Raw genomic sequence first — 17,029 nt, forward strand, 5'->3', positions numbered from 1 at the left:
TGAACATTTGCTATCCTAGTAGGGTATAATGGAATTTATCATAGTATAGGAAAGCAGATGAGGGGAAAATGCCATGGCACACCTAACAGTCCGCTCGGGATACAAAAAACTGGAAGAAAGACTGAATCTTTTCCCCCAGGGTGCACCGCCTTCGGAAAGTCTTTATAAGATTTTATCTCTTCTTTTTCGAGAAAATGAAGCCAATCTCGTGTCACAATTGCCCATCCGACCTTTTACCGTGAAAAAAGCCGCTTCCATCTGGAAAAAGAGTGAAGCAGAAGCGCACAAGATTTTAGATGATTTGGCCAGTCGGGCTCTGCTGCTTGATATAGAACAAGAAGGTAGGCAACACTATGTCTTGCCACCACCCATGGCAGGCTTTTTTGAATTTGCTTTTATGCGAATACGGGGCGATCTGGATCAAAAGCTTTTAAGCGAGCTTTTTCATCAATATATCAATGTGGAAGAGGACTTTATTAAGGATCTTTTTCTCGGCAGCGAGACACGACTGGGTCGTGTTTTTGTGCAAGAAGCGGTCTTAAGCAATGACAATGCTCTTCATATTCTTGATTATGAACGCGCCAGCCATGTGATCGAGTCTGCAAAAACCATTGCTGTCGGTCTATGCTACTGTCGCCACAAAATGGAGCATTTAGGGCAGAATTGTTCTGCGCCTATGAACAATTGTATGACCTTTGGCAATACTGCTTCTTCTCTGATTAAGCATGGACATGCTAGAGCTATCTATTCATCGGAAGGATTGGAACTTCTTGCGGAAGCTTATGCGCACAATCTTGTGCAATGTGGGGAAAATGTACGAGAAGATGTAAGTTTTCTTTGCAATTGTTGTGGTTGTTGCTGTGAAGGCTTAATTGCTGTGCGTAAGTTTGGCCTGCTTCAACCAATACATACGACAAATTATCTTCCTACTGTTAATGAAAAGGCTTGCAACGGTTGTGGCCGCTGTGCAAAAGCTTGTCCCATTGAAGCGATTCAAATGACCTCTCACCCATCAGAGAAAGTTAAAAAAGCAAAAATCGATGAGACCCTTTGTCTTGGTTGTGCTGTTTGTATTCGTCTTTGTCCTCTAAAGTGCCTTTCTCTGAAAGAGCGACCTCAGCGGATTATTACGCCCGTTAACTCAGCCCATCGGATCGTATTAGCCGCTCTTGAACGAGGTAGATTGCAGAATCTGATCTTCGATAACCAGGCTTTACAAAGTCACCGGGCAATGGCCGCTATTTTGTCAGCCATTTTGCAGCTTCCTCCTGTAAAGCGCTTGATGGCCAAGGAGCAGTTGCGATCTCGTTATTTGGAACGGTTGCTTAAAGGAACTTAAAGTAATCAAACCAGCCATCAGGTTGAATCAGTCTAACCCAGATCCGCTTTCAACGTACTTCGTCAATTTAGAAAGAGCTCTAACGGCTGGCGCACCGTCAATAACATGCTTGCCCCCTTTTTCTTCCGAACCTTAATAAACCTCCGCCTTGTTATATTCTATCTCTTCTACTTCAAGCAAGTACCAGGTGTAGTCTCCTGCATCAAGTTTCCAGGTGATTTCCGCTTGAAGGGGTACTTTGAATCGATCCATCCATTGATGTTCTTTCATGCGAATGGACCAGGGTTGCATAATGAATTCTCCATCAAAGTCACCGTAACGGTCAGCTAGAAAATGTATTGCATTCCCTTCATCATCAAAAGTAAAGACACCGGATGCAGACACGCTTGATAGGTCATCGTTGCCAAAGCAGAATTCTCATCGATTTCTTGCCAAGCAATGTATTCTTCCAACGCAGCCGTTGGCACCCAGACAATTTCTGCTAAGTAGCGAACCAAGGAACCTTGATCCATTTCATAACCTTTTGCATCGGCTATATTGAAGAAAGATTGGAATTTAATCAACATATGACCTTTTCCTTCATGGTATCTATCTCTACCGACAATATGTATAAAAGGGGCAACCTTAAACTTGGCGGTCCAAAGAAAGCCTGGCTTATCAATGGTAAAGTATTGTTGCGCTTCTAAGGGCATCCAGTTATCCTTGTCTTGATCAAGCCGAACAAGAGCACTTTGTCGGGAACGAGCTGTATGAACTGGCTCAGTATTGATCACACCGGTTGTTCTTAACCATTTTTTCACAGGTTCAGGCAAGTGTTCTACCTCTTCGGCTTGAATTGTAGTTGCTTCGCTATGTTTTTGGGTCTCTAAAAATTCAACAATTTCCTTATGAACCTTTTGGTTGAAAGTTGCATTTGCGATGGCTGAAAAAGCGAGTACAATCACAAAAATGCCCATGATTACGCCAAAGCCGATGATTCCTATTCTTTTCATCATTTCATCTCTCTTTCAAAGGATTTATTGATCGAGCTTTTCTTGTTTTTTAAAAAAGACAAACCAGCCATGGGGTTGCTAGGAACAACCTTGAGCTGGTTTTTTCGTTACCTTGCAAATCTTGGGGGAACTCTTTTTCTTGAAAACATTGCTCCTTCTAACTAAATTCCTTGTTGCTACCCCTGTCCTTCGAATGGAAGTATTGTATCGCAATCCTCTATAAATCGAGGCACCATTTCTACCCCGCTCTTCTGAAACCCTTGCTACATAAGGCTTTCTGTAACTCCAATTCGGAAATTGAAAAGCTATTAAACGATAAGCTTCTTGGCCTCTTTAACTGTTCCTACTCTATATATGCTGTCTAAAATTTTATTCAATTTCTCTAGATCCGTTATACCTCTTACTTCTTTTTGGAGATCTATAGATCCTGTCCCAAACCTAGCTTCAAGATATTTGCATATAGACTCCTGCAAACCTTCTGACTTACCTTCTACTCGGCCTTCTACGCGACCTTCTGCCCGGCCTTCTTCTCGGCCCTCTTCTCTGATCCATTGTTCGATTTTCGTCATTTTGAGCACCTCCAGTATGCGCTTTTTTACTTCATCAGGTAGAATTCGATCGGTTATGGCCACGATACAGGCTACTGTGAAAGCTTGTAATACTTCGCTTTCAATTTGTTTGGCCAATTCTACGGCTTCTACAGCGAGTGCTGCTTCATCTTTCTTCTGGCTAAACATCATTGGTAAAAAGATCAGTTTCTGCATATCTAAATCGTCTAGCTTCTCACCACGTTCTATTTTTTCCTTTAATATCCTTAGTTCTTCGTCACCGTTAAAATCACTCATAAATACGTTAGAGACTTGATAGTTAAGGGATCCCATAACAAGCCTTTCCGGTGCTCTGTTAATCTTTCCTGCGTAGACCACAGCTGTATGAACTGGCAAGGCATGTCGTTCTACAATGCGAGCTCCGTAGTAAGCAAATCTTCTCAGCTCATCATCCGGTATGGTTGTCTGAAATTCCAGGTGTAACAGTGTATTGTCTGCAAGCTTGAAAACAAAATCTATACGCTTTTCTTTGGCTTCTACGACAGGCAAGGCTGTTGGCAGCATTTCTACGACTGGTGCTACATCTATCCCTAATACTTCTAGGCTTTTTCCTTTGAATGTCTCGGCTACGGCTTTAAGAACTATGTCTTTAGACTGCCAGGCTATCTCTGTTTCTTGTGTTGAATTCTCAATCTTCGTCATGATCGGAGGAATCAATCCCTTTCTTTCATTGTAGCATATCCTATTTTCCTTTGCAGGGCTCCACATTTTGTTCTTTTATTCTAGTTTATTTCAACTGTTTCCTTCAATTTTTGATGATTTTTTACAGTTACTTTTCTGTGATAATACCGATGATAGAGCTTTTCTTGCTTCTTTTTAAAATAAGACAAACCAGCCACAGGTTGCTAGGAACAACCTGTGGCTGGTTTTTTGTTGCTTTAAAAATATTGGAAGACCTCTTTTTCTTGAAAACATTGCTCTTTCTAACTGAATTCCTTGTTGCTACCCCTGTCCTTCGAATGGAAGTATTGTGTCGCAATCCTCTATAAATCGAGGCACCATTTCTACCCCGGTCTTCTGCAACCCTAGCTACATAAGGCTTCCCAGAGTCATTTTGCCGAACCTCTTAACGGTTCGAGTAAAAATGGATGTTTTTGCGTTATGTCAACCAAATTTCAGTGCCGAAATAATTTAATTATCTCTATTAAGCTCTATTTTTTCGCCGAATGCTCACTTTTGCCGAACCTACCCCCTTTTTTAGCCTAAAAATAGGTTCGGCAAAGAGCAGATTACTAAAAAAATTAGGTCAACGATCTAGTATGATACTACAAAAATACACCAAAAGATCCAAAAATCCTTTTTATTGCTCTACTTTTTAAGCCTCTTTTCCTTTTCAATATGCTCATAATACGCCACAATCTGCTCTTCCGCTTTATTACAAATCCGCTCTTTGTCCTGAACTGTTAACTTTCTCCAAAGCGAAGGTGCCCATTGTACTTGCGTCAATTCTCGGGACTGTTGAAAGTAGCCTTTGCGCTCAAACTTTTCAAAAGGCATGGTAAAAAGGATGTTGCGGATTTCTTCTGTCGTTAGATCTTGCACTCGTGACAATCTAAATATAGGTTTTTCAACAAGAAGATTCTGTTCAGCACGGTTACGGTAAAAGAAGGTAAAACGCTCTACCAGATCGGCAATCATAACACGACCTGTCTCATCGGCTAAATCTACCATCGCTCGAAGGAGTACAGGCTTATAAGACGATGACATATCTCCCCGCTCTAAGAATGCAAAAAATTCTTCGTAGATAGGCAATCTTTTCGGGATTCCCATGGTAGTGCGAATTTCTTCTAATCGCTCTGGCTCAAAGTAGTAATAATGATGTCGTCCCAAGGGCAACTCATGATCAGCTTCAATTTTTCCTTTTTTGACCCAATTTCTAACGGTCATATCGTCAACACCTAGCTCTATGGCCACTTTGCGGTGACTCCACATATGTTCGACTGCTTCTTGCCAATCAAAAAGGTCTACTCTTTCGACATCTTTCAACCAGAGATGCAAGTTGGCTACCAGATCAGGTCGTTCTTGCGTCCATTGCCTTGCATCCCAATGTGCTTTTTCTTCGGCGATTTTCTCTGGCGATGCTAGTACATAGCGACCAGCCATGTATTCTCGAATTTTGAAAAGTCGATGTAAACTCAAGGCCTGGTTATATTTGCTTCCATTGTCGACAAAATCGATAACAAGCAAAGATTCTTTTCCAGGAGCTTTTCGTGTGCCTCTTCCTAACTGTTGTAAGTATATGACTTTGGATAAGGTAGGACGAGCCATGATCAGCACACGCGTTTCTGGGCTATCCCACCCTTCATTGAGAATGTCGCAGGCACAAAGCACTTGCAGGATACCTTTTTCGTAGTCTTTTAAGATTTTTTGACGCTCTAATCTGCTCTGTTGACCTGATACAGCTCGTGCTGCAATGCCTTTTTCTTGAAAGAGGCTGGCCATCTTTTCAGCATGGGCTACATTAACACAGAAAACAACAGCTCTTTCTCCTGCTACCAACTCTTGATAAGCTTGGACTATCAATTGGTTGCGTTCGGGTATATGGAGTTTTTCTTCTAAATCTTTGGCTTGATAGCGGATGCCATTGAAGCGAAGAGAAGAAAGATCGATGTTTGTTTTTACTCGTATACATCGTATCGGTACCAGTTCACCCAATTCAATGGCTTGGCGAAGATCCATTCGATGGGCTACGTTTTGAAAGATTTCGAGAAGTGATTGACCGTCCATTCTTTCTGGTGTAGCTGTCAAGCCAAGTAAAAATTGTGCGTGGAAGTAGCCGATCACTTGCTGATAGGTGCGAGATGTAGCATGATGAGCTTCGTCGATAATGATATAGCCAAATTGTTCAGGATCAAAATCAATGAGATTCCGTTGTATATACTGAATCGTGCTGACAAGCACAAGGTTGCTTCCAGAATTGTTGTCATCTTGCATAGTAGTTTCTTTTCCAAAGAGATTCTTATTGCTTTGCTCCATAGCTTGATAAGGCCATGGGTGCACTTCATGATGAACTCCTCGGATCCCATCTCCATCGATAATAGCGACCTTTGCTTCCGGCCATAGACGAGCAAAAGTGGAGGCACCTTGTTCGACCAGTTCTCGCGTATGCGCCAACAAAAGGGTGGGTAGATTCATCTTTTTGGCATCAAGAACGGCTGTTGTTGTTTTCCCTGTTCCCGTGGCATGGGTGAGCAAGGCGATAGAATTGCCTTCGCGGCGTAATTTTGCTAGTTCTTCTAAAGCTGCTTTTTGGTGTTCTCGCAGCTCTAGATCGCCTGAAGAGATCTGCGATGCTCGTTGTTTGGGCAAAAAATCGGCCAAATCTGAAGATGGGGATTGTTGCCAAGAAATTGCACCAGTTCACTTTTTACTTGTTCGGGACTTTGCGTCAATTGGCGATAGGCCCAGCGGTATACTTTCCATCCTTGGTAGATGAGACTGTTTTGTCGAATCAGATCGTCGATAAATTTATCTTTGGCTACTTGCAAGGGATCGTGGTATCTTTGTCCATCGATTTCTAAGGCGTATTTTTCATAGCCTATTGATAAAGCATAATCGATTCGACGAGGATAGCCGTAGATATCTTCAAAAGGCTGTTCTGGCATGAGATATTGTACCTTTTCCAAACCAAAGGTATCTGCAAAGATTTCCATGAAAAGATCTTCTGAGGAGCTTGAACCCTTTCTTAGACTTTTGTTATTGCTGTTGTTTTCACTTTGTCTCTTCTCACCTTTTTCTTTGGTTTTTTTCTCTTCTTTCAAATTCAAATCACCTTCTTAGTACGATGAATTTCCTAAAATTAGCAAATATACTTTCCTTTTACCGTATACTTATGTAGTCTCAGCCTTATTATTTGAATAAGCACTTGCTAAAAAGCTTCTGCAAATCAAGGTCAAACTGTCTTTAACTTTCGACATGTCTTTTATGTTCTTCTTTCACATAATTGATATCTCATCAAAAAATTCTATATTCTATAAATTTCAAAAAAAAATCGATTGCCTACATTTAGACAATCGAACTCTGATGGCGATATGCTTAGATTAAATAGGTCGTCTCCTGCTTGTAAAATTGCAAAAATTTATCTCAAAACAATCAGTCATTTTGAATCGCTAAAAGAGCTTATTATCTAACTCCCTTTTGAAAAGCAAAACAAAGATGTGTTAAGTTTCTGAAGCATTGATTGAGAGGAGTAAACTACGGAAGTAAAAATTAATAGTAGTTTATCATATTTTTCTTTCTAACCTTTGTCGTATTTTGTCGCTTCATTTGTTTTTATTTTTCTCCCCTGTACCCTCAGTTCTAGGTCACTTCACAGAGGCTGTAAAGCAATGCAATCTTGCTTTTGAATTTTTTCAATCATTTCCATCCACGCTTTTGGTTTATTAGACAAGACAGCGTAGTAGCGTCTTAAAAATTTCACAACAAGATCGGCTTCCAGACAGTCCAGGCTGTCATCGGATGGAAGAAAGCATAGATCAAGCCCCGTTACAGCTTCTCCATCATTTTTCCATGAAGGATGGACATAATCAATATCAATGCGTTTAAAACCCATGTGCGACAGTACTTCTCTCCGGACAAAAGGGTCCATTGGTTTTACGCCACCAAATTCATTTTGCTTAACTCGATAGGGATCATAAATCTCGGCAAAGGTGCCATACAGTTTTTTACCCTGCTGCGTGGCCAGTTCTTCCAAATCAGCCGTACGCTTTTTGGCTAAAAAAGGACCTATAGACAGGCCTGGTTGACCAATGATCGTAAAGTCAGTCATGGCCACATTAAAGTCTTCATAATAACGATACTCTGTGGTTCCAACGACTTCACCATTGTGTAAGGCTACAAAGACACGGATTCCTGGATCTTCTAAAGGCTCTTTCCAAAGGTCAAATTCCAACACTTCTTCTGGAGGAAATACTTTTTGCATGAGTTGGTGCATCTGTTTGAATAAGGGATCGGAAATACTGGTTATTCTTCTGTATTCCATCGATATTCTTCTCTCTTTTCTAATCAATATTGGGAATTCTCTTTATAATTCCATAAGTTTCTCTATGGATTTTGTTGTAAAGTAACTTTTCTTCGTCGTAAGGCTTTTTTTCTTCTGCTGGGTAACCTACTGCGATAATAGACTCAACATGATATTTTTCTGGTATTCCTAAAAGCTGCTTAACATATTCTTCTGCTTTCACATTTTCCTTATGCATTCTCTCTCTTACCTGAATCCAGCAAGAACCAAGCCCTAAGGAATGAGACGTAAGATGGATTATGACGGAAGCAATAGAGGCATCTTCTATCCAAACGTCACAAGCCTCGGGATCTGCGATTACAACAATTCCTAATGGAGCACTTGCTAAGAACTGAGAACTATGTTCTCTACACTGGGAAAGCTTTTTCAGTACTTCTTGGTTTGTAACTGCTATATATTCCCAAGGTCTTCTAGACCTTGAAGATGGGGATAGCAAGGCCGCTTTTAGAATGGCATCTACTTTTTCTTCTTCTACTTTTTTATCCTGATACTTTCTAATGCTTCTTCGAGACTTTAATAAGTCTAACATTGAAGCTCCTCTCCCTTCATAAAGATGATCAGGTTCTGTGCAAACGATTACGGCGAGACTCTTAGCGAGCCATTATAGATTTTACTATAAAATCTATAAACTATGTACCACAAGTCTCGATCAGTTGTCTTTTTTTCGTTGACAACATACTTGAAAGTATGCTAAGGTAACGATGTTGTAAAAATTCCATACATTCCCGTTAGGTGAGGCTCCTGTACGGAGATATGCTACTGCCCAGAAATGTCGAGAGACGCCAATGGGTCAACAGTGAAGATCGGCTTAAGGTCTTCGTTAATGTAGCTGGCCAGTCCTATGCTGTACAGTGCTGAAGCTCTACGAGTGGGGAGAAGGGCAAAGTTTACTTTCTATGCCCTTTTGTTAGAATGCCTTTGTTTTTGTGTTGCTTTTTTTGAGCAATACTTTTATAGGTATGCTATTAACACACCTTCACTCTTAAAGAGCGAAGGTGTGTTTTATTTTTATTAGAAAAAGGAGGTGAGGCTCATGAGTGCAGACCCAGAACCGCCACCTGACTCTAGGAGTAATACTATCTATTTTCCGAACCACAAGGCAACGAATACGAAAATAACACTTGCAGGAGGAGAGGGATTCTGTACTCAAAAGTGCCTTATCTCTTTTGATATAGCCTTTCCCCTCCTGCCATTATGGAGGTGACACTCTTTGACAACAAAGACTTATGCCCATGAGTCAGCAGGTTCTATCATGGCTACACACTTTCTGGCTGTACCAGAACATTACAGTGTCAAAGATGCAATTCAGTTTCTAAAACAACATGAAATCAATGGAGAGAATAAATATTATCTCTATGTTACCGATCCCCAAAACGTATTAAAAGGTTTGCTTCCCATTCGCAACTTAGTAAGTGCTTCTGATGAGCAAACTGTGTCCGATGTTATGCAGTCTAAGGTAGTATCAGTCAATGTGAACATGGACCGAGAAGCTGTAGCCAAATTAATGCAACAGCATGATTTTATCTCCATCCCCGTGGTAGATGATCAAGGCGTTCTTGTTGGCATCATTGATGCGGATGATGTCTATGATGTTGTAGAAGAGGAAGCAACAGAAGATTTTCATAAAATGGCACCTGTTGGTTTGTTGAAAACAAGCCTAAAAGACGCCACTGTTGGTTTGCTTTTTCGAAAGCGCGTAGGTTGGTTGTTAGTTCTTGTCTTTATGAATATTTTTTCCGGTGCCGGTATTGCTTATTTTGAAGAGACCATTGAAGCGGTTGTAGCTCTTGTTTTTTTCCTTCCCCTTTTGATTGATAGCGGTGGTAACGCTGGTTCTCAGTCTGCTACTTTAATGGTTCGTGCTTTGGCTACAGGTGACGTAAAGCTCCGTGACTGGACTCGCTTCTTAGGGAAAGAAGTTGCCGTCGCAAGCTTGATGGGTCTGGCGATGGGTCTCGCCGTTGCTACCATTGGCATCTTCCGCGCAGGTCCTGAAGTGGCTGTCGTTGTTGCTTTAACCATGGTGGTTGTTGTTCTTGTCGGCAGTGTGATTGGTATGTCCTTACCTTTTGCTTTGAGCCGTTTACGCCTTGATCCTGCTACAGCCAGTGCGCCTCTTATTACATCCATTGCCGATATTGCAGGCGTTCTTATCTACTTCTCCATCGCGACTTGGTACCTTGGTTCTGTCGGTATGATGTAAAAGAAAGGCTTTTTAGAGAAAGCATCATTACAGAGGTGAATTTTACTGTTTAGATAAAGGTGATCGTTATGAAAAAAGTAAATATAGCTCAAGATCTTAATCAAGAAAAATGGCTTGAAAGAGCCTTGAAAAACTTAGATAAGAAAGAAACAATTCTTTCTCATCTTCTTGTCTATCCTTATGATGCCATGTTAGCTGGCAAAACGATTCAAAGTGAAGGCGTGCTGGTCGCTACCGATAGAAGATTGATTTTTTTCCTAGGTCCTCATGTTCAATCTTATTCTTATTCTGAACTAGACTCGATTCACTTTTCTACTGGTATTTTTGGTCTTTATATTTCTCTTGCTGTAACAGGTAAAAGTGTTGTTATCTTCTGGGTTCATCAAAGCAATGCTGATCAAGTGGACACCTTTATACAACTTACGGAAGATGAGTTGACAAAATATTCTGAACTCCCTAGAGAAAAGACAGCCTTGCCTTCTTATCCTGAAGATTCTGTTGGAACCATTATGACCCGGGAATTTCTAGCAATTCCAGAACAGTATAGGATAGCTGATACAATTCATTTTCTGCGCAATCATGAGATTGGTTTGCAAAGTAAATATTATCTTTACGTTGTTGATAGTGAGCAAAGGTTACGAGGCATTGTACCGATTCGTAAATTACTCTGGGCTTCGAAAGAGCAAAAAGTGGTAGAAGTCATGTCTACGGATCTCGTTTTTGTCGGTATTGATCAAGATCGAGATGTTGTGACTAAGCTTATAGAACAACATTCCTACTTATCCCTTCCTGTTGTTGATACCCGAGGTGTCCTTGTAGGCATTGTTACAGCCGATGATGTCATGGATGTTATGGAAGCAGAAGCAACAGAAGATTTTTATAAAATGGCATCGATTGGCTCTTTCAAAACAAGCCTTAAAGATGCAACGATACCCATGCTTTTCCGAAAAAGAATTGGTTGGCTCCTATTTCTCGTTTTTATGAACATTTTTTCTGGTGCTGCCATTGCTTACTACGAAGATACCATTGCTGCTGTTGTGGCTTTAGTCTTTTTTCTTCCTTTGTTGGTGGATAGCGGTGGCAATGCAGGCAGTCAAGCTGCCACATTGATGGTTCGAGCCCTGGCTACAGGTGACGTACAACTTCGTGACTGGACTCGCTTTCTGGGAAAAGAAGTGGCTGTAGCTGGGTTGATGGGTCTGGCCATGGGTGCTGCTGTTGCTACCATTGGCTTTTTCCGTGCTGGACCGGAAGTGGCCCTTGTTGTCGCTCTCACTATGATTATGGTCGTACTTGTTGGTAGTGTCATTGGTATGTCTCTTCCTTTTGCTCTTAGTCGTATGCGCCTTGATCCTGCCATTGCCAGTGCTCCTCTTATTACATCGATTGGCGATATCTTTGGTGTGCTGATTTACTTTTCTGTTGCTACGTGGTATTTGGGAGCCATTGGCTTGCTTTGATTGATCCCATGTGTTTTTGTTAAGCCTATCTGCAAAAAAAGCCGCCAGAAAGTTTTTCTGGCGGCTTTTTCACAATGTATCACCCAAAAATCCCTACCCACTGCAGCGTAGGTGTAAAGCGATTCCCATTCCACTTAAGTACTGTGATCAAATCGCCCAAACCATCGGCACGATAGCGACCATAAATTCGCTGAAAAGCCAGTAGTTCAAAAACGCCATCATAGTTAAAGTCTACGGGATACAAACCACCAACAGGACTTACATCACCTTCGATCGGTTCTTTTAATCTTCCCTTTTCATCGTAAATTTCAGAAAGATATTCTTTTCCTTTGTAGCGAATGTCTATGGTGTAATGATTCGTGGCGTTTAAGCTCTTTACTTTTACTTGATAATAGTCTAGATACGTTACTTTGTATCGATAAGCTTGGTTGAATTGTTCAAAATCAAAAAGCTTTCGAGCCTGGTTGTCTAAGAAAGAGTACACATATTCGTAGGTGAAAGCGCCAGAGCCTCCTGAGTTAATGGTAAGCTGAATATCTTTTACACCGTCCCCTGTAAAGTCTCCCAAAAAAAGAGTTGGTTCGTAGCCAGCCCTTTCTGTTAGTGGAAGGCTATACAAAGCCGAAGTTTTGCCATCTTGAACTATCAGTTTCATAGTATCAACAAAAGGACTGTCAGGATATGGATAATTCCCTGTTACGTAGACCCAATCAGGAATTCTATCTCCGTTTACATCGCCGATTTGATAAGTAAGAATCTTGCCTTGTAGAGCTTGTGTTGGTGCTTGATGTACCCTTTCATATCTATTGTCCATCCTGTCGTAAGCCTCCTTCGCATATTCGCTCTTATAGAGTATGATGAGAAGGACTTTTTGCGCCTTTACGATTTTTTGGTAGGGTTAGCAAAAAACGCTCTTTAATAGAAGCGCAAAAAAAGTAGCGATTTTACTCGCTACTTTTTTCTCAGAATAAGATTACATATGGAGAACAGAAAAGAATAATTCTTTCCTTATTCCATTTTCTCATCATTATTAATAACAATTTGCCCTTCAAAGACATAGGCATTGTTCATGGCGACAACTTCTCTGAAAAAATGTAAAGGTACATAAGTAGTATTGTCTTTTAGTACCGGCGCTGTTCCTAGTTCTATAGGCCTTATTCCTAGACTGGTATAGGCGTCTTTCCCTATTTGCAAGGAAAAATCTTGACCCACTGTTATACTTTGATCTCTTCCATCCCAAGTTACGCTATACCCCAATGCTTCTGCAATGGAGCGAAGTGGCACCATAATGGTTCCCTTTTCATCAGCATAGGGCTCAGCTGCTTTCACAACTTGATGATTCACCATGTATTCTAGATGGGAAAAATCAAGTTGTAAGATTTCCTCCGTAGTTGGCTCCTTTTCAAATAATACAATGATCTTTATAGGCGTTGTTTGCGGAGGAATGCTGCGTGTGGAAAAGTCATAGAAAACAGCCAATGTTTTGTCTGTTAGATCTCCTTTGTATGGAGCACCACTTGGATATAATATTTCCCTTTCTTCATCGATAGTAAGCTTTAATGCTTGATCTTTACTGAGCAAATTTTCATCAAAGACTTCAACTTTGACGTTACCATCGCTATTTTCAAAGACAATCAATTCAGGTGCGTATTGGGGCGGATAGATCATGATGATGGGCTTATTGGCATCATAATATCCCGTGATCATATCTCCTAGCTTAATTTGCTCTTTACCTGCTACATAAGTCTGTTGAGATACAATTAGATGGGCTTCTTGGCCTTGATCATTTTCGAGAAAGATTTTTAAGGCGCCCACATAGTGTTCCGTAATCTCCTTTACTTTCCCTGTAAAGGAGCCAATGGCAGAAGTTTCTACTTCTATCTCGACATATCTTTCTTCTTCTACTTTTTCAATTATCTCAATGACATCTCTTTTGTGATCACTGCTCACGCCTTTGTCTATTAATAAATTGTTAGCACCAGCAATACCTGGAATGGTTAATAAGGTGACCGTTAATGCACCAGCAATAGCGCCTCTAATATGTTTAATAGTACTCATTGACCGATTACTCCCTTTCTTGTTATTTACTCTATTAGACCCTAGAAAGAGCAAAAAAGTTTCAGCTTATTTTCACAAGTAACATAGAGAATATCTATAACAACCTTTTTGCGCTTGAGAATGGCTGTGCCTTGTTCTACTGAAGCGTTCTCGTGCTTCTATTTTTTATAGCTTTGACAACGTTGTATCTCTTTCAACAAGCTTTGTGTACGATAGGGTTCTGGCAAAGAGGCTCCGCCACGATTCAACTCAATCTCATATTTTTGTGTTGTCGGCAGTCCTGCTTGGCATTTGTATTCTGCAGTCGCTACATAGATCATGACGTTTTCATAAAGATGCTCTTCTATTTTTACAGTTACATATTCTTTTTCGTAGTGTTCAGGATACTGTTCACGATGATCTAAGTATTTATGCCCTCTGTCTGATACCTGATAGAGAACACCATAGACATAACTCTTTTCATCTTTTTCAACATTCGCCCACACATATCGACGGCAGCCACTTCGTTTATTCATACAAAAGCGCCAACCATCTATTCTACCAATGCCAATAAGCTCAAACTCTTCTATAACGCCAGCCTCCATAAGCCGTTCTTTGTCCATGCAAGATCCGTAAGCAAAGTAAAGAATGCTCATTGACCTACCTCCATCGATTAAGTTATATCATGTTCGAAAGAGCACTTGTTCGATTCGGGTTCTACTTCTACCATAGGCAATTTCACCTGCTACAAGGCTGTCAGCGATCACGATGGCCGGAAAAACCACCATGGCACTCCCTGCGAGCAAAAAAGAAAGGCAGTTCTAGTTGTCATGCTTTGTCATACTTGAACTGCCTTTCTATGAATTGGCGATTGCCCTTTGTTTAATGACTCAAATGGATTATTATTTCCCCTTGGGCAGCAAAGCGACTCCACTGTGCTTACACTTACTTCGGAAATAACAAATCCAACACTTTTTCTCCAACAGGTCTTCTTTTCCCTTGATAGGGGTAATAATGCATGTACATAGCTGGATTAAAGTTTAGCTCAATGATGGCATAGTTAGATTCATCACAGGGGCTTTCAATATCTTCAATTATAATATCAACGCCGGTAATGGCCGCTCCTATAGCTTGTGCAGCCTTTACAGCCAGTTCTTTGTAGCTTTCATGAACAAGCTCGGTGTAGTCTATGCTATCACCGCCGGTGCTAATATTGGAGTTCTCTCTTAAAAAGACGACCTCACCCTGCCTTGGAAGATAGTCAAAATCTTTACCCTGGGCTTTGAGGAAGCTTTCCTCGATCTCACCAAGGACGATTTTTTCCAGTGGTGTTTTGTGACCTTGTCCCCGCAAGGGGTCTTTGTTTTTCTCTATCACGAGCTCCCGAATATTTCTTTGCCCATCTCCTTGCACATTGGCCGGTACCCTTTGGAGAACCCCAATTACCTCATTGTCTATAACCAAAAAACGATACTCTTTGCCCGGCACAAAGTGCTCTATTAAGACACTCGCGTCGTGATGAAAAGCGATCTCTAAAGCCCGGTCATATTCCTTCTTGGTGAATTTATCTTTGAAAATGGATATGCCAATTCCATAATTCGTTGATTTTGGTTTCACAACGATGGGACTGTTTTGGAATGTATCAAAGGATAACTTTGCTTTCTCTATATCGTAGTAGCTACTACTAGTCGGTACAGTAAGGTTATGTTCCTTCAATAATTCCTTGGTCACAACCTTATTTTCCATGATTAAGGCGGTGACATAAGAATCCTTCGATGTTTTGGTAGCCTGCTTTACATACTCTACTTGAGACCCTTGCTGTAACTTCAGAAAGTTTTCTTCTCTATCGAGAATCTCAAAAGTAATACCTCTCGTAATAGCATCTCTGATTAAGATTTGAGTCGATAACTCCAAATCTTCAAAACCTCTTAAAATCACATTGCTTCTGCTATCTTCTACATATTCTTTTGCTTTCTCTACATGAAAAGCTACATAGGATTTGTTTTTAGCTTCTTCAATAATTCTATAGGCATAGGTTTTGGTTGGATCTTGAACCTTTTCTCTGGCCCCTTCAATCAGCGTTGCGTAAAAATCTTCTTTAACATTGAATGTTCTTGTTATTTTTGCCATTTCCTGTAGTATATCTAAGGCCGCCGCTCTAAAAGAAACCAACTGCCCCGATTCATCATAAATCGTAAGATCAGCTTGTCTGCCCGCTACGGTTACAGCATCATGGTTCTGGTTCGCAATATCTTGCTCTTTTGCACCAAAAGGCGTCTCTTCGAGTAGTACCATATAAATCATAAAAAGGTGCGTCAAATAGATATCTTCCATGAAGATTCCATTTTTGTTAAAAGGGTTTAGATCAAAGATGCGCAGCTCTAGGTACTGAATTCCCCCATTTTTCAATTGCTCTAAGTTGCCCTTTTTGCCTTTTGCTTTTAATCGTACTGGATTATAAAATTCGTTGGCATTGGCAATCTTACCGTCATCGATCAAGGACTGAATGGCGCTGATATAGCCTTCTAGAGAATCGTAGCTAACAATAAAATCTTCCTCGTTTTTGTATCCACACTTGCTGTTTCTTAAAGAGCTCATATCCTTGAAGTAATAGCTTTCGCTATCTAGTTCTTCGCTCATAGCTGCAAATTTTTCACCAAAAGACTTGTGATAAGCGGGGCTGGCACCGGTTAGGTAGATTAATAACCATCGATACCGCAAAAAGTTTTTGGCCACTTTAAGATATAGCGCATCTTTGAAATCCCTATACTTTTCTTTGCCGCCAAATTCCCTGTGCAAACGCATCAAAAAGTCTTCATCAAAAGAGAAATTGTAGTGAATCCCTGATAGTAACTGCTTCTTCCGACCGTATTTTTCGGCCAATCTTTGCCGATATTCTCTTTCTGCACTGCCTTCACTGGCAAATACAGCGATAGGAATCTCTTCCTCTTCTGGTACAATCGGCGGATTGCTTTGGGGCCATAGATATTCTTCTCCAATATTTAAGGAGATGATATCCTGCAAGTTTTCGAGGAAAGCGTATACTTCCTCTATGCTTCCACATACAGGCGTTACCATTTCAACTTGACTTTCCGAGAAGTCTGTTTTGATATAGGGATTGTAGAGCTTGTCTCCAAATTCCTTAGGATGGAGTGTCAACGCCAATTTACCTTGCCGGTCTACCCTGACATTCTCTTTTTCCAACCCAAAAGTGCCCTTAAATAATTGTGTCGATAGATTTTCTTTAATTACGTATTCTATGAGACCTTTGTTTACTTTCTCCATACGAACCTCCATGCCCGGTCACATAACCAGATGAAAATAGCACAGCGCATTGGCTTTCTCACTTGTTACAATAACACAAAAGAAC

Annotated in this window: 12 protein-coding genes, 1 pseudogene and 1 riboswitch; of the genes and pseudogenes, 3 read left to right on the forward strand and 10 right to left on the reverse strand. The window is 40.8% G+C overall.

Annotation, left to right across the window (positions count from 1 at the left end; translation table 11 throughout):
• The first annotated feature begins 73 nt into the window (after positions 1-73).
• A complete protein-coding gene (locus tag FTV88_RS02790; RefSeq protein WP_153724305.1) occupies positions 74-1,339 on the forward strand; it encodes a 4Fe-4S dicluster domain-containing protein in 1,266 nt (421 codons plus the stop codon).
• Between the two features lie 132 nt (positions 1,340-1,471).
• Here the strand turns inward: FTV88_RS02790 and FTV88_RS02800 are convergent.
• The 6 genes and pseudogenes from FTV88_RS02800 to FTV88_RS02825 form a co-directional block, all read right to left on the reverse strand.
• Positions 1,472-2,334: pseudogene (locus FTV88_RS02800) on the reverse strand (DUF6544 family protein).
• A gap of 305 nt (positions 2,335-2,639) precedes the next feature.
• Positions 2,640-3,581 carry an RpnC/YadD family protein gene (locus tag FTV88_RS02805; protein WP_153724308.1) on the reverse strand — a complete coding sequence of 314 codons (942 nt, stop codon included), beginning with the start codon at positions 3,579-3,581 and terminating at the stop codon, positions 2,640-2,642.
• Positions 3,582-4,247: 666 nt separating this feature from the next.
• On the reverse strand, positions 4,248-6,248 hold the full coding sequence (locus FTV88_RS02810) for a DEAD/DEAH box helicase (RefSeq protein ID WP_153724309.1): 2,001 nt from the start codon (positions 6,246-6,248) through the stop codon (positions 4,248-4,250).
• Entirely contained in the window at positions 6,206-6,700 is a 495-nt protein-coding gene (locus FTV88_RS02815) for a putative endonuclease domain-containing protein (protein ID WP_153724310.1), read from the reverse strand. Before FTV88_RS02815 ends, FTV88_RS02810 begins: the two co-directional genes overlap by 43 nt.
• A 548-nt stretch (positions 6,701-7,248) precedes the next feature.
• The gene (locus FTV88_RS02820; RefSeq protein WP_207707900.1) at positions 7,249-7,947 is read right to left on the reverse strand and encodes a hypothetical protein; all 699 of its coding nucleotides are present in this window, start codon (positions 7,945-7,947) and stop codon (positions 7,249-7,251) included.
• Positions 7,940-8,488: a nitroreductase family protein gene (locus FTV88_RS02825; protein WP_153724312.1), complete on the reverse strand. Its 549-nt coding sequence runs from the start codon at positions 8,486-8,488 to the stop codon at positions 7,940-7,942. Before FTV88_RS02825 ends, FTV88_RS02820 begins: the two co-directional genes overlap by 8 nt.
• A 188-nt stretch (positions 8,489-8,676) precedes the next feature.
• A riboswitch (M-box (ykoK) riboswitch) is annotated at positions 8,677-8,839 on the forward strand.
• Positions 8,840-9,169: 330 nt separating this feature from the next.
• Between FTV88_RS02825 and mgtE (FTV88_RS02830) the strand changes: the two genes are divergently transcribed.
• Together mgtE (FTV88_RS02830) and mgtE (FTV88_RS02835) are read left to right on the forward strand one after the other, a co-directional pair.
• Positions 9,170-10,162: a magnesium transporter gene (mgtE, locus tag FTV88_RS02830; RefSeq protein WP_207707901.1), complete on the forward strand. Its 993-nt coding sequence runs from the start codon at positions 9,170-9,172 to the stop codon at positions 10,160-10,162.
• A 68-nt stretch (positions 10,163-10,230) separates the two neighbouring features.
• Positions 10,231-11,622, forward strand: a complete 1,392-nt coding sequence (mgtE, locus tag FTV88_RS02835) for a magnesium transporter (protein WP_153724313.1) — start codon at positions 10,231-10,233, stop codon at positions 11,620-11,622.
• 79 nt (positions 11,623-11,701) lie between these two features.
• Here mgtE (FTV88_RS02835) and FTV88_RS02840 read toward each other — a convergent pair whose 3' ends face one another.
• From FTV88_RS02840 to gshAB, 4 genes are all read right to left on the reverse strand, one after another.
• Positions 11,702-12,436 (reverse strand): YybI family spore inner coat protein, encoded by a 735-nt coding sequence (locus tag FTV88_RS02840; protein ID WP_153724314.1) that lies wholly within the window; start codon positions 12,434-12,436, stop codon positions 11,702-11,704.
• Positions 12,437-12,630: 194 nt separating this feature from the next.
• Positions 12,631-13,680, reverse strand: a complete 1,050-nt coding sequence (locus tag FTV88_RS02845) for a copper amine oxidase N-terminal domain-containing protein (protein ID WP_153724315.1) — start codon at positions 13,678-13,680, stop codon at positions 12,631-12,633.
• Positions 13,681-13,838: 158 nt separating this feature from the next.
• Complete coding sequence (locus FTV88_RS02850; protein ID WP_153724316.1) at positions 13,839-14,315, reverse strand: gamma-glutamylcyclotransferase family protein; 477 nt, start codon at positions 14,313-14,315, stop codon at positions 13,839-13,841.
• A gap of 289 nt (positions 14,316-14,604) precedes the next feature.
• On the reverse strand, positions 14,605-16,944 hold the full coding sequence (gshAB, locus tag FTV88_RS02855) for a bifunctional glutamate--cysteine ligase GshA/glutathione synthetase GshB (RefSeq protein ID WP_153724317.1): 2,340 nt from the start codon (positions 16,942-16,944) through the stop codon (positions 14,605-14,607).
• Between the last annotated feature and the right edge of the window lie 85 nt (positions 16,945-17,029).

Source organism: Heliorestis convoluta (assembly GCF_009649955.1).
Taxonomy (GTDB): domain Bacteria; phylum Bacillota; class Desulfitobacteriia; order Heliobacteriales; family Heliobacteriaceae; genus Heliorestis; species Heliorestis convoluta.

Excerpts from the sequence above, each read along its gene's own strand:
- FTV88_RS02790 (WP_153724305.1), top strand. The coding sequence starts at position 74 with ATGGCACACCTAACAGTCCGCTCGGGATACAAAAAACTGGAAGAAAGA.
- FTV88_RS02805 (WP_153724308.1), bottom strand. The coding sequence starts at position 3,581 with ATGACGAAGATTGAGAATTCAACACAAGAAACAGAGATAGCCTGGCAG.
- FTV88_RS02825 (WP_153724312.1), bottom strand. The coding sequence starts at position 8,488 with ATGTTAGACTTATTAAAGTCTCGAAGAAGCATTAGAAAGTATCAGGAT.
- mgtE (WP_153724313.1), top strand. The coding sequence starts at position 10,231 with ATGAAAAAAGTAAATATAGCTCAAGATCTTAATCAAGAAAAATGGCTT.
- FTV88_RS02840 (WP_153724314.1), bottom strand. The coding sequence starts at position 12,436 with ATGGACAATAGATATGAAAGGGTACATCAAGCACCAACACAAGCTCTA.
- FTV88_RS02845 (WP_153724315.1), bottom strand. The coding sequence starts at position 13,680 with ATGAGTACTATTAAACATATTAGAGGCGCTATTGCTGGTGCATTAACG.
- FTV88_RS02850 (WP_153724316.1), bottom strand. The coding sequence starts at position 14,315 with ATGAGCATTCTTTACTTTGCTTACGGATCTTGCATGGACAAAGAACGG.
- gshAB (WP_153724317.1), bottom strand. The coding sequence starts at position 16,944 with ATGGAGAAAGTAAACAAAGGTCTCATAGAATACGTAATTAAAGAAAAT.